At 43.0% G+C, this 12,913-nt stretch carries 11 protein-coding genes; 5 read left to right on the forward strand and 6 right to left on the reverse strand.

Annotation, left to right across the window (positions count from 1 at the left end):
* The first annotated feature begins 23 nt into the window (after nucleotides 1-23).
* Nucleotides 24-500, forward strand: coding sequence for an FKBP-type peptidyl-prolyl cis-trans isomerase (locus tag ACRRS1_RS15640; protein ID WP_432452262.1), 477 nt, complete (start codon nucleotides 24-26; stop codon nucleotides 498-500).
* A gap of 95 nt (nucleotides 501-595) precedes the next feature.
* Here ACRRS1_RS15640 and ACRRS1_RS15645 read toward each other — a convergent pair whose 3' ends face one another.
* From ACRRS1_RS15645 to ACRRS1_RS15665, 5 genes are all read right to left on the reverse strand, one after another.
* Nucleotides 596-1,831: a cystathionine gamma-synthase family protein gene (locus ACRRS1_RS15645; protein WP_432452261.1), complete on the reverse strand. Its 1,236-nt coding sequence runs from the start codon at nucleotides 1,829-1,831 to the stop codon at nucleotides 596-598.
* Nucleotides 1,832-2,764: 933 nt separating this feature from the next.
* The gene (locus ACRRS1_RS15650) at nucleotides 2,765-3,484 is read right to left on the reverse strand and encodes an ABC transporter permease (RefSeq protein WP_432452260.1); all 720 of its coding nucleotides are present in this window, start codon (nucleotides 3,482-3,484) and stop codon (nucleotides 2,765-2,767) included.
* A gap of 10 nt (nucleotides 3,485-3,494) precedes the next feature.
* Complete coding sequence (locus ACRRS1_RS15655; protein WP_432452259.1) at nucleotides 3,495-4,193, reverse strand: ABC transporter permease; 699 nt, start codon at nucleotides 4,191-4,193, stop codon at nucleotides 3,495-3,497.
* A 55-nt stretch (nucleotides 4,194-4,248) separates the two neighbouring features.
* A complete protein-coding gene (locus ACRRS1_RS15660) occupies nucleotides 4,249-5,013 on the reverse strand; it encodes a transporter substrate-binding domain-containing protein (protein WP_432452258.1) in 765 nt (254 codons plus the stop codon).
* A gap of 55 nt (nucleotides 5,014-5,068) precedes the next feature.
* Nucleotides 5,069-5,839 (reverse strand): ABC transporter ATP-binding protein, encoded by a 771-nt coding sequence (locus ACRRS1_RS15665; protein ID WP_432456158.1) that lies wholly within the window; start codon nucleotides 5,837-5,839, stop codon nucleotides 5,069-5,071.
* Nucleotides 5,840-6,690: 851 nt separating this feature from the next.
* On the opposite strand from ACRRS1_RS15665, the gene ACRRS1_RS15670 reads away from it, so the two are divergent.
* From ACRRS1_RS15670 to rlmA, 4 genes are all read left to right on the forward strand, one after another.
* Nucleotides 6,691-8,232, forward strand: coding sequence for a DUF3360 family protein (locus tag ACRRS1_RS15670; protein WP_432452257.1), 1,542 nt, complete (start codon nucleotides 6,691-6,693; stop codon nucleotides 8,230-8,232).
* A gap of 127 nt (nucleotides 8,233-8,359) precedes the next feature.
* Nucleotides 8,360-10,642, forward strand: coding sequence for a formate C-acetyltransferase (pflB, locus tag ACRRS1_RS15675; RefSeq protein WP_432452256.1), 2,283 nt, complete (start codon nucleotides 8,360-8,362; stop codon nucleotides 10,640-10,642).
* Between the two features lie 92 nt (nucleotides 10,643-10,734).
* Nucleotides 10,735-11,475, forward strand: coding sequence for a pyruvate formate lyase 1-activating protein (pflA, locus tag ACRRS1_RS15680; RefSeq protein WP_432452255.1), 741 nt, complete (start codon nucleotides 10,735-10,737; stop codon nucleotides 11,473-11,475).
* Between the two features lie 27 nt (nucleotides 11,476-11,502).
* Nucleotides 11,503-12,300, forward strand: a complete 798-nt coding sequence (gene rlmA, locus ACRRS1_RS15685) for a 23S rRNA (guanine(745)-N(1))-methyltransferase (RefSeq protein WP_432467417.1) — start codon at nucleotides 11,503-11,505, stop codon at nucleotides 12,298-12,300.
* Here the strand turns inward: rlmA and yfbV are convergent.
* A complete protein-coding gene (yfbV, locus tag ACRRS1_RS15690; RefSeq protein ID WP_432452253.1) occupies nucleotides 12,288-12,749 on the reverse strand; it encodes a terminus macrodomain insulation protein YfbV in 462 nt (153 codons plus the stop codon). The genes rlmA and yfbV overlap by 13 nt on opposite strands.
* Nucleotides 12,750-12,913 lie beyond the last annotated feature (164 nt).

Genomic DNA, 12,913 nt, shown 5'->3' on the forward strand with positions numbered 1-12,913 from the left:
CCTTGATAGAAAAGGATAGTTTTTTGAAATTTATTGTATTAGCAATACTCGCTATTTTGATTGTTGTGTTTTATATTCGCCAGCAGAATCATGCAAAAATAATTAAAAGTAATCAATTACTTGGTCAATATTTTTTGGCTAATAATGCTCAACAACAAGGCGTTGTAAGTACCAGCTCCGGCTTACAATATCTAATTCTTGAAAACAGAGGCAAGTCAGCGAAACCTTCAGCAAGCAGCACCGTGACCGTGCATTACCACGGGAGCCTACTCAATGGCCTAGTATTTGATAGCTCTGTTGAGCGAGCGCAACCGGCGCAATTTCCTTTAGGGCAAGTCATTAGAGGCTGGACCGAAGGCTTACAACTGATGCATGAGGGTGACAAATATCGCTTTTTTATCCCTAGCCACTTAGCCTATGGAGAACGCAGCATCGCCTCAATTCCAGCGGGATCGACCCTTATTTTTGAAGTGGAGTTACTTTCTATTGATACCCCTTAAGCATTCGGCATCTCAAGCCAAATAGATCTAGAAATAACTCATAAAAAGCCCGAGCAACAGTTGCCAAGGCTTTTTAAACACGGTGCTAGCACCATCTAAAACTGCAATAAGGCCTGCTCAAAATCAGTCACTAGGTCGAGCGTATCTTCGATGCCAATCGAACAACGGATCATCGTCTCGCTAATCCCTGAAGCTTGACGTGCTGCTAAACCCATTTCGTAATAAATAGTTTGAGCGACTGGCAGCGCTAAAGTTCGATTGTCGCCCAAATGAGTCGCATTAATCACGATCTGAAGCCTATCTAAAAAGGCAACGCAATCAATCCCTTCAATCAAGTCGAAACTAACTAATGCACCAAAGTGTTTAAACAAACTTTTCGCGCGTTGATGCTGAGGATGGCTCTCCAAGCCGGGATAATACACTTTAGCCACTTTAGGGTGTTTGGTTAATAAACGTGCTAAAGCCATTGCATTGGCACACTGGCGCTCCATCCGTAAGGCCATCGTTTCTGAGCCCACCGATAATAGATGAGCAGCCTGTGAACTTAAGGCACCACCAAAATCACGAAGTCCTTTTTTCTTAATCTGATTAATCCCCCACATTTTAGGATCGCCACTACGGTAGGCCTCAAAAATATTAGGAAACTTCGACCAATCAAATAACCCCGTGTCACTCACCGAGCCACCAAGCGCATTGCCATGACCGCCCACATACTTAGACAAGGAAGTGACAATAAGACTTGCGCCCACGGAAGCTGGCTGAAACAAATAGGAAGAAGTTAAGGTATTATCGACAACATAAACTAATCCGCGCTGCTGACATAACTCACCAATCCCTTGTAAATCGACAATTTGGGTGGCCGGATTAGCAATCGTTTCAACAAACACCATCTTGGTATTGACTTGACAAGCCGCGGCGACCGCTTCTCGATCCGTGGCATCAACCAAGCTTACCTCAATACCATAACCCTTGAGCGTACCAAAAATGCTACTGGTATTACCAAATAGAAAACGGCTCGCGACGATATGATCACCAGCCTTAAGCAAGCTTAGAAATACCGTACCAATTGCAGCCATGCCACTGGCAAACACCAAACTGGCGATGCTTTGGTCAAGCATCGCAATTCGGCCTTGCAAATAATCTAAGGTAGGAGTGGATTGGCGGGCATAAGCGTGGCCGACTTGCTTCCCTTGAAATACATCAAGTAGATCTTGAGTGGCTGCATATCCATAAGGCACCGAGTTGTGGATCGGCGCGTGCACCGCTCCCTCCTCGATCCCAGCTAGGCGGTCACAATGAACCAGCTGAGTCGTAAATCCTTTAAACGTCATAGGGCTACTTCTACTAAAAACCAAGTGACACTATTATGCACTAGGCCTCAATGAAAAACGAGCCAGCAAAATCATCGGCGACAAATAGATTTCCCTTCCCCGACGACCTGCAGATGTCTGAACGATCGCGAGCGAACACAACTAAATCGGCAACATCGCTCCACCCATCGCCCTTTATCTAATAAAACCTGTATCTTGCGATATGTTCACTCATCAGCAAAAGCGCTATCTCCACCAAAGGCTCATCCTCCTTGAGTTCCACACCACACTTGGCTAATAAAAACGAATCAATTCACCACACGATATCTTAATCAACTCTCCTTATGCATTAAACTCAGAGTAAGCTTACATTGGTTCCGTTCCAAAACTGACTTGTTGCCAATCTAAACCGCTATTCAAAATAATCCCTAGAACCTTAGCGCTGCAGACTTCTCCCTGCGCGATAAATCGCGGGCTGATACTCGCCACGAGATCGATGGTACCGCCCTCATTAAGAAATACATATTCGGACAAAGCTTAATGGCAATGGGGAAGAGAAAGCTGAATAATCGCTAGATCTAAATGCTCCTTGTCGGAAACGGCAATGTACCTTTATAAGCAGCGACTGAGTGGAAAATTGAGCTTGCGTCATTACAACACGTAAGGGGGACAAATGATGGCCAGTCTAGGAGCGTTCACCCGAATAACTAGACTGATAGGTATGCCTATTCGTCAGGTCACTAGATAAAGTAAGCGAAGAACTCGGGATAACTGCATCCAGCCCATGGAACAAGTAACAACGCCTGCCAAAGAGCTGTGACGTGTAAATCTGAGCATTTTTTAGCAATGTAATCATTCACTGTCCATCCTATAAAGTGGCCAACAGTAGAAGGTTAAAGATTAACAATGAAAAAAGGGGCAAAGCCCCTTGCTATCGTATGATTAAAACAGGGCTTAACTCAATGGGCGCAAGTGTCTGTGCCAACGCTTTTCCCACTGCTTAAAACCATAGACCAACATAAAAGTAAGCGAAAGATATATCGCAGCTACAAAAGTAAATGCTTCAAATGGTGCATAGTACTTTGCATAAACGTCCCGCGCAGCGCCAGTGAGGTCGATAATAGTGACCACACTCGCAATAGAGCTGGCATGCAACATGAAGATCACTTCATTACTGTACGCTGGTAATGCTCTGCGCAAAGCACTTGGTAAAATAATACGACGCATCGCGCCTAAATTAGACATCCCGTAGGCCTTAGCGGCTTCTATTTCGCCTCGAGGGGTTGCCACGATGGCTCCACGAAATATTTCGGTAGTATAAGCAGCTGTATTCAATACAAAAGCTAATAAACAAGGATAAAATGCTTCACGCACAATCGGCCAGAACATTGAGTCTTGAATGCCCTCGATGTAGGTGACGCCATAATAAATAATATATAACTGAATCAGTAAAGGTGTTCCGCGGAAAAAATATGTAAATATCCATACACTACGGCTTACAAAAAAATTATCAGAAGCCCGCAGTACCGCGAGTGGTATAGCCAACAAAAGGCCGATAATTAGAGACATAAAGGTTAATTGAACAGTCATCACCAGACCATCCCAATAAGTGAGAACGGTGCTTAAGGTGAAGATCTCATTACTCGCCAGTAAGTTCTCGATCATTTCATACATAGTTAAGACCTTACCTGTCGGTACCCACACTAAAACGAATTTCTAAACGCTTTAAGAATATTTCAGAAACACTGGTTAAGGCTAAATAAACGAAAGCCACAGGAATAAAGAATATAAATGGTTCATGCACCGCACCCGCAGCTTCCTTGGCAAGACGAACCATATCGGCCAAACCAATAACCGAAACTAAAGCGGTCGTTTTCACCATGACTAACCAATTATTACCGATCCCAGGGATCGCATGACGCATCATTTGTGGCACCGTAATTCTACGAAATATTTGTAACGCAGTCATACCATAAGCCTTACCCGCTTCAATTTGACCATTATCGACCGCCAAAAATGCGCCACGAAAAGTTTCAGCCATGTAAGCACCAAAAATAAATCCAATGGTGGTCACACCAGCTACAAATTCATTAATGTTGATGTAATATTCAATATCAAAGCGATCGTATACCCAGTCAGAAACAGAATTAACCATGATCTGTGCCCCGAAAAATATTAACAACATCAATACTAAATCGGGTACCCCGCGGATCACCGTGGTATAAATAGTAGCAACAGCATTGGCCAGCCAATGTTTAGATAGACGGGCTACTGCCGCCAACAAACCAAGCACTAAGGCAACCGCCAAAGACAAGAAAGCCACTTCGATGGTGACAATTGCGCCCATAAAAATAGAGGGGCCGTAACCATATAGGTCAAGCATAATCAATCTCTTAAAAATTAACCCGAGTCATACTCGGGTTAATGGTCAGGCAAAGCTACATTTTAATACTGTAATCAAAGTACTTATCGTTGATTTTATCGTAGGTTCCATTGCTCTTGACCGTAGCAAGCGCCTTGTTAAACATCTCGATAAGCGCTTTATCGCGTTTACGAGCAGCAACACCAACGCCATTACCAAGCGGAATAGGCTCACCCACTGACATAAATTTTTTGTCTGCATCGACATCTAAAATCGAGCTTACGCCTACCGGATAATCAATCACCACAAGGTCAATACGTCCGCCTTGAAGATCAACCACTAAATCATCACCAGTGGTATAACGTTTAATATCCGCAACCTTCGAGTAATGCTCAGTTGCGTAGGTATCTTGAATCGTTCCTCGCTGTACCCCTACTCTAAGACCTTTCAATGTTTCAGGCTTAGCAGGATCAACGGTACTTGCTTTAGGACCAAAAAAACCAGTTGGGGTGATATAGTAAGGTTCAGAGAATAGTACTTTCTTCGCACGCTCTTCATTGATAGACATTGAAGAAAAAATCGCATCGTACTTACGCGCAAGTAAACCAGGAATAATGCCATCCCAAGCCTGCACAACCCACTCGCACTTCACCTTCATTTCAGCACAAACCGCATTCCCTAAATCAACTTCAAAACCAGTTAGCGAGCCGTCTGGCGCTTTGTACTCAAAAGGTTCGTAAGGCACATCTACCGCCAAACGCACTACTTTCCAATCTTTGGCCATTAATGGCGTGCTTGCGAGCGCCAAAACACCCATCATCGCGATTACTGTTTTTTTCATTTTAATACTCCATAATGTTTGCATTATCAGCGAATTAACGCCTGTCTTCCATAAACTAATAGTTGGGCGCGAGGAATTGACGCATCCGCTCAGAATCGGGATTTTCGAAAACTTTTTGCGGAGAGCCTTTCTCTTCAACCACGCCTTGATGTAAAAATAGGACTTGGTTTGAAACGTCACGAGCAAAAGCCATTTCGTGAGTAACCACCAGCATAGTGCGGCCTTCTTCCGCCAAACTGCGCATCACCTTAAGTACTTCACCCACTAATTCAGGGTCAAGCGCAGAAGTGGGTTCGTCAAACAACATGACTGCAGGATTCATCGCTAATGCTCGAGCAATCGCAGCGCGCTGTTGCTGACCACCAGACATATGAGCAGGATAATAATCTTTACGATCATGTAAGCCGACTCGCTCCAGCAATGCTTCCGCCTGCTCAGTCGCTTCTTTTCTTGGTACCCCTAAGACGTGAATAGGTGCTTCCACAATATTTTCCAATACGGTCATATGTGACCATAAGTTAAACCCTTGGAATACCATCGATAGGCGGGAGCGAACAAGCTCAACTTGCTTACTGTTTGCAGGGATTCGTTCCCCATTACGCAAATGCTTAAACGCAATTTGCTCGCCATGAACCAAAATCTCCCCTTGAGTAGGGGTTTCTAACAAGTTCATGCAACGTAAAAAGGTACTTTTACCTGAGCCCGAAGAGCCGATGATAGAAATAACATCGCCTTTTCTAGCCGTTAAATCGATCCCTTTAAGAACCTCATTATCCCCAAATACTTTATGGATATTAGAGACATCTAATGCAGCCGCATCATTCATATTATTGTTATTTACCTTGTTAATGGCTGTCAAAACAACCAAGCCCTTATCCCGAGGCACGCATTATTGTTAAATAAATTGTTACACGTTCAACTCAACAAAAAGTATCACCCCAAAAGACAAAACTCAACATTTTATGGGGCGATATCTATTAATGTGATTACAAAACACCCTAAAGCTATATTTTCACAGCATGTTTATATTCACGAAAACTGCATGTCTAAGCTGATAGAAATAAATAACCCGAATTATTTCTCAATACCTAGAATGATAACTCAGTTTTTTGTAAACACTAGCTAATATATTCCATCGCAAAAACAGCCCACTTTAAATGTTAAATCAGTGTAAAATCCTTAGTCTATTAAGATTCAAATAAGGTGAGCTAGATCTCAGTCTAAAGCCCATACTTTTAGTAAGTAAATTACAGAATACCCCATTGACAATCTATTAATTAGCAGAGCGAGCCCCTAAAAAGGTAATAAAATTACAGAAATTATGGCCTTTATTGACTTGGATCAAGTTCTAAATCCAGCTTGCTTTGCTACAATTTTGCTAAGAAAAATATGAGGTAATATGTTGTGAGAGTTAACAACAAAACTGTCGGTTTTTACCCAGATAAATATTTATCTTTAACCGCCTGATTTTTGTTAAATATACGCAATTATCCAATACGAATATCCTCTAAATTTCTTAAACACAAAGCTTGGAGTTATTTCAATAGCTACACTCACAGTCCTTTATGTTGTTCGTCTAGATGAGACGATTATCGCGAGTGAGAGGGAACTCAAGCGAAATACGCTTTTATGAGCACCTGCGATTAACCGATTTACATTTTGTTATTTGAGGAAACTATGTCCAGTAACAACCATCAGTCTCAAGACGAAGAGCTGAGCTACTCAGAAGCACACCGCCCTGCATCTGAATTTGAAACTCGTTCTGACTATTTAGACCATGAACTTCAGATCATGAAGCCACGTCGTTATAGTTTAAATTTACCCGGTCGTGACTTTCGCTTTGAACTGGAAGATTTAGTCCCAGCAATTGCTGGCACCATCGGTATTATCGCAATGTACTCTGCAGTGATGATGGCTTGGGCAGCAGGTCTCTCTGATAAATGGGAGCATGTCAATTTAGGCGTAGAGTTCGCTATTGAAGTTTCACGTGTAGAAATGATCATTCCCGCATTTCTATTCTGTATTTTAGCCTCTGGTTTTGTAAACCCAAGAGCTAACTTGGCCGGTAACCACGGGCCAATGATTCCTATGATTTTCATGATTGCCATGGCTGGGGCTCATCCATTAGCGTTGGCTATTTTAATTGGCGTCTTTGGCTTGATATTGAGCGCAGTTAAAGGCGGTTCCCGTCTGGTTAACTTAACCAGTGAAGGCGTTGCAGGTGGACTATTGGTGTTTTTGGGCTTTACCGGTTCAATAAGCCAAATCAACTCTTTAATTGGCTGGGCCAATGGACTTAGCAGTCAAACCGAAGGCGTAGCAGCAGGCGACATGGGCTATATTGCCTTGATTGTACTAGCAATTACTGTTGTTGTTTACGCCGTATTAGCCAAGCTTGGTAAACGCTGGTTAGCGATCCCTTTATGTGCTGTCACCGGATTTGTGGTGGCCATGCTCGCTGGTGCAGGGTTTGATTTAACCTTTACGACCGAGCCAGGTTTACCAAACTTAAATCCTGCATACTGGTGGGGCTCCACTGAAGAAGGATGGATGTTAGGCTTACCAAACATTGAGCACTTTATTGCTTCATTACCTTTTGCCATCTTAGCGGTCGCGATGTGGTCACCCGACTTCTTAGGTCATCGCATTTTCCAAGAACTGAACTACCCGAAAAAAACTGACAAAGTATTGATGGACGTTGATGACACCATGACCATGTGTTCGATTCGTCAAATGGTTGGTACCGCGGTCGGTGGTGGTAACATCACTTCCAGCTGGGGGACTTATATGATCCCTGCAGCAATTGCCAAGCGTCCAATCCCCGGCGGCGCAATCCTCCTCGGTTCTTTAGTGATGATCATTGCTATTGTTGGCTACCCAATGGATGCCGCTGTATGGCCACCGGTAATGCGTATCGCGTTATTGGTTGGTGTTTCATTGCCGTTGTTAGAAGCTGGCATGCAAATGATTAAAGATTCTAAAGACTCTCAGTCTGCAGGTATTTGTGTGTTTGCTGCGATGGTAACCAACCCGGTATTAGCATGGGCATTAACTATGCTGTTAGACAATAATGGCCTCATTGGCGATAAAGAACGTCCGAAAAAACTAAGTAAATTGGACCGTATCATTATTCCAACTGTCGTCCTAATTGTCTGCGCCGCTGCAATGCTGGCAGTAGGGATGTTGGAAGGGAAATATGGCATTCCAGCATTATTATAGTGAGAAAGACTTTATCGCTTAGAACAAACGCTATACTAGTTCTAGGCTAAAAGGAGTAGCGCTTTGCGCGCTACTTTATACAACGTAATTTATTCATTTGTATACCAACTTATAGGTGGAACAAGAAATGACAGAGAAGAACGAAGTTTTTGCTGAATCATGGGCAGGTTTTAAAACTGGCGAATGGCAAAATGAAGTTAACGTTCGTGACTTTATTCAAACTAACTATACCCCATATGAAGGCGATGAAAGCTTTTTAGCAGGGTCAACCGAAGCAACGGATAAGCTTTGGGCAAAAGTTATGGAAGGCATTAAAGAGGAAAACCGCACTCACTCGCCGGTAGACTTCGATACTTCAGTTATCTCAACCATCACCTCACATGATGCTGGTTACATCAATCAAGATTTAGAAACTATTGTTGGCTTGCAAACTGAAGCACCGTTGAAACGTGCGATCATCCCAAATGGCGGCATTCGGATGATCGAGGGTTCTTGTAAAGCTTACGATCGTGAATTAGACCCTGCGGTTAGCAAGATCTACTCAGAGTACCGTAAAACCCATAACCAAGGTGTATTCGACGTATACACTGGCGCGATCATGAAATGTCGTAAATCAGGCGTATTAACTGGTTTACCTGATGCTTATGGCCGTGGACGTATCATTGGTGACTACCGTCGCGTTGCCTTATACGGCATTGATTTCTTAATGGCCGATAAAGTAAAACAGCATCGTTCGTTAGAAAAAGATCTCATTAAAGGTGACACCTTAGAAGCAACGATTCGCCTTCGTGAAGAAATCAACGAACAGTATCGTGCTTTAGCTCAAATTAAAGAAATGGCAGCCAAATACGGTTGTGATATTTCAGTGCCAGCTAAAACTGCAAAAGAAGCCGTTCAGTGGACTTACTTTGGTTACTTGGCCGCCGTTAAGTCACAAAATGGCGCGGCAATGTCATTTGGCCGTACCACAACTTTCTTAGACGTTTACATCGAGCGCGACATGGCTGCTGGCCTGATCACTGAAAGTGAAGCGCAAGAACTGGTTGACCACTTGGTCATGAAGTTACGTATGGTTCGTTTCCTACGTACTCCTGAGTATGATGACTTGTTCTCTGGTGACCCAATTTGGGCAACTGAGTCAATGGGTGGTATGGGTGTTGATGGTCGAACCCTAGTAAGCCGTACTGCGTTCCGTTTCTTGAACACCCTATACACTATGGGTCCTTCTCCAGAGCCAAACATTACCGTATTATGGTCAGAGAAATTACCGCTTAACTTCAAAAAATACTGTGCCAAAGTATCTATCGATACTTCATCAATTCAATACGAAAATGATGATTTAATGCGCACTGATTTTGATAACGACGATTACGCCATCGCATGTTGTGTATCACCAATGGTTGTTGGTAAACAAATGCAGTTCTTTGGTGCTCGCGCGAACTTAGCAAAAACCCTGCTGTACTCCATGAATGGCGGTATGGATGAGAAACTAAAAATCCAAGTAGGTCCTGTTGGCGAAAAAGTAACCGATGAAGTATTAAATTACGACGACATCATGGCTCGCTTAGACACCTTCATGGATTGGTTAGCAGAGCAATATGTCACCGCTCTAAACTGCATTCACTATATGCATGACAAGTACAGCTACGAAGCATCGTTGATGGCACTTCATGATCGTGACGTATACCGTACCATGGCTTGTGGTATTGCTGGATTATCAGTTGCTGCAGACTCACTATCAGCGATTAAATATGCTGAAGTGAAGCCAATTCGTGACGAAGATGGCATTGCTGTAGATTTTGAAATCAACGGTGATTACCCTAAATTTGGTAACAACGATGATCGTGTAGATAGCATCGCAGTTGACTTGGTTGAGCGCTTCATGAACAAAATCCGTAAGCTTAAAACTTACCGTGATGCTGTTCCGACTCAATCTGTACTTACCATCACTTCTAACGTGGTCTATGGTAAGAAAACAGGTACCACACCAGATGGGCGTAAAGCCGGCGCTCCATTTGCACCGGGAGCAAACCCAATGCATGGTCGTGACGAAAAAGGTGCTGTAGCATCATTAACTTCGGTCGCTAAACTACCATTTGCTAACGCACAAGACGGTATTTCTTATACTTTCTCTATCGTGCCAAACGCTCTAGGTAAAGATGACGATACTCAAAAAACCAACCTGGCTGGTTTGATGGACGGTTACTTCTACCACAACACTGATGTGGAAGGTGGCCAACACCTCAACGTGAACGTGATGAACCGTGAAATGTTAGTTGACGCGATGGAAAATCCTGAGAAATACCCTCAGTTAACCATCCGTGTATCGGGTTACGCAGTGCGTTTTAACTCACTAACAGCTGAGCAGCAACAAGACGTAATCACTCGTACTTTTACGCAAAGCATCTAATCTTAGCTTTAGTAGTTTCTGCTTAGCAGAAACTCCGGTTATAATTGACCTTGCCCTCATTGTTGGGCAAGGTTTTTTTTTGGGAGAAACAAATGTCTAGAATTGGGCGAATTCATTCAACAGAATCGTGCGGTACCGTCGATGGACCAGGGATCAGGTTTATCGTATTTATGCAAGGCTGTTTAATGCGCTGCCAATATTGTCATAATCGCGATACTTGGGACTTACATGACGGTAAAGAAATTTCTGTAGACGATTTAATGAATGACTTAACTCCCTATCGCCGTTTCATGAATGCTAGTGGTGGTGGTGTAACCGCCAGTGGTGGCGAAGCCATCCTACAAGCGGAGTTTGTTCGAGACTTATTTCGAGCCTGTCAGGCTCAAGGGATCCATACCTGCCTCGATACTAATGGTTACGTTCGTAAACATACGGAAGTGATTGACGAACTACTTGATGCTTCCGATCTGGTGATGCTCGACATTAAACAAATCCACGATGAAGTACACCAAGAATTGGTTGGCGTCAGTAATAAACGAACGCTGGATTTTGCTCGTTATCTACACAAAGTAGGCCAAACCACTTGGATCCGCTATGTTGTGGTTCCTGGTTTCACCGATGATGAACAATCGGCTCATGACTTAGGTCAGTTTCTCGCACCTTTCGACAACGTAGAAAAAATTGAATTACTCCCCTACCACGAGCTCGGAAAACACAAATGGACCGCCATGGGAGAAGATTACCCACTCGCTGGCGTAAAACCGCCGAGCAAAGAAACGATGGAAACCATTAAAGGGATCTTGCAACAATACCACAGCAAGGTTATCTACTAGTTTCACGCGATTAAGGCTTATTTTTTGATGATGATATGCCCCATTTGCCAGCTTCGGCTAAGCAAAGTAAACAAACAGTGGTCTTGTGCTAAAGGCCATTGTTTCGACCAAGCAAAAGAAGGCTACACCAACCTACTGGCCGTGCAACATAAGAATTCGAAGCAGCCAGGAGATAGCAAAGCGATGCTGCAAGCACGCCAACATTTTCTCAATCAAGGTCATTTTAATTTCTTAGCGGATGCTATCAATCAACTACTTTCGCTTCACCAAGCAAAATGCATTCTTGATTTAGGCTGTGGAGAAGGTTACTACACGGCAGCCATCCGTCAGGAGCAGGCACAAGCAGACGCAGTGATAGGTGTAGATATAGCAAAAGATGGGATCAGAATGGCAGCTAAACGTCACAAAAGTTGCCAATTTTTTGTGGCTAGTAACCACCGATTACCAATTGCCGATACCAGCATTGATTTTATCGTTCGTGTATTTGCCCCCAGCGATAATCAGGAGTTACTGCGTATCTCACATAACCATAGCTTTTTACTCAAAGTCGTCCCAGGAGCCAGGCATTTACAGCAATTACGACGTTTGATTTACAAGGAGTTGCAAGCGCATCAAGAACAAGCTGAAGAATTAGCTGGCTGGCGACTCACTGAGCAACAAAAAATAAGTCAGTTAGCCATATTAAATCAAGAAGATATGTCTGCCTTAACTAAAATGACGCCATTTGCTTGGAAAAATACCAAACTGCTAGAACAACAGCAATTAGCGCAATCACAATTCGAAATTGACTTTGAATTTGTATTACAATTATATCAACGAGGGTAATCAGTAAAGTCTTCAGCTAACACAAAGCTTTTATCAAAACGCTTGAAGGCTTTCCGCAACAAATCTGCTAATTCTTTATAACGAGGTTTCACCGCCAGAGGTGAAATACGCTCACCAGCCTCGGCCAATTTTTGATGTAGATCACGATACCAGTTAGCTAAGCTGGGCGGTAATAACTGATTTGCTCGACGTCCCAACCAATATAAACCATGTAAAGGCATTAAAAATATCACCGTCGCCATCATCACTGATTGTGGTAATATTTCAGTCAAATTAGCCATATACGGCAGCATAACTGTGACAACCGCTATCGCTGGCATCGTTTTCATCGCTAAAGAAGTCGCAAAAATAACTCGATTCTCAGGAAAAATGGGTGACAGCACACGCTGATTTGGCCAGCGTTTCATATAGTTATGTCCATCATTTAACATTTCAGAGAATTTACCCATGGACACCTCGCGACCAAAAATTGACCTAAACCAATAAATTAGTAATTTTTTTACAAATTCACTTAGTTATTAGTATGACATATATGATTAAAAATCCGTTTCAGGTATCATTGGCAGACAGCCGGTTTCATATAAATCACCTTAATATATTAAGTGTAGCTTGA

The organism is Agarivorans sp. Z349TD_8, from assembly GCF_050870825.2.
Classification (GTDB): Bacteria; Pseudomonadota; Gammaproteobacteria; order Enterobacterales; family Celerinatantimonadaceae; genus Agarivorans.

Bases quoted from the DNA above. Each gene is read 5' to 3' on its own strand.
- ACRRS1_RS15650 (WP_432452260.1), bottom strand. From the start codon at position 3,484: ATGTATGAAATGATCGAGAACTTACTGGCGAGTAATGAGATCTTCACC.
- yfbV (WP_432452253.1), bottom strand. From the start codon at position 12,749: ATGGGTAAATTCTCTGAAATGTTAAATGATGGACATAACTATATGAAA.
- pflA (WP_432452255.1), top strand. From the start codon at position 10,735: ATGTCTAGAATTGGGCGAATTCATTCAACAGAATCGTGCGGTACCGTC.
- rlmA (WP_432467417.1), top strand. From the start codon at position 11,503: ATGATGATATGCCCCATTTGCCAGCTTCGGCTAAGCAAAGTAAACAAA.
- ACRRS1_RS15645 (WP_432452261.1), bottom strand. From the start codon at position 1,831: ATGACGTTTAAAGGATTTACGACTCAGCTGGTTCATTGTGACCGCCTA.
- pflB (WP_432452256.1), top strand. From the start codon at position 8,360: ATGACAGAGAAGAACGAAGTTTTTGCTGAATCATGGGCAGGTTTTAAA.
- ACRRS1_RS15655 (WP_432452259.1), bottom strand. From the start codon at position 4,193: ATGCTTGACCTATATGGTTACGGCCCCTCTATTTTTATGGGCGCAATT.
- ACRRS1_RS15665 (WP_432456158.1), bottom strand. From the start codon at position 5,839: ATGAATGATGCGGCTGCATTAGATGTCTCTAATATCCATAAAGTATTT.
- ACRRS1_RS15660 (WP_432452258.1), bottom strand. From the start codon at position 5,013: ATGAAAAAAACAGTAATCGCGATGATGGGTGTTTTGGCGCTCGCAAGC.
- ACRRS1_RS15670 (WP_432452257.1), top strand. From the start codon at position 6,691: ATGTCCAGTAACAACCATCAGTCTCAAGACGAAGAGCTGAGCTACTCA.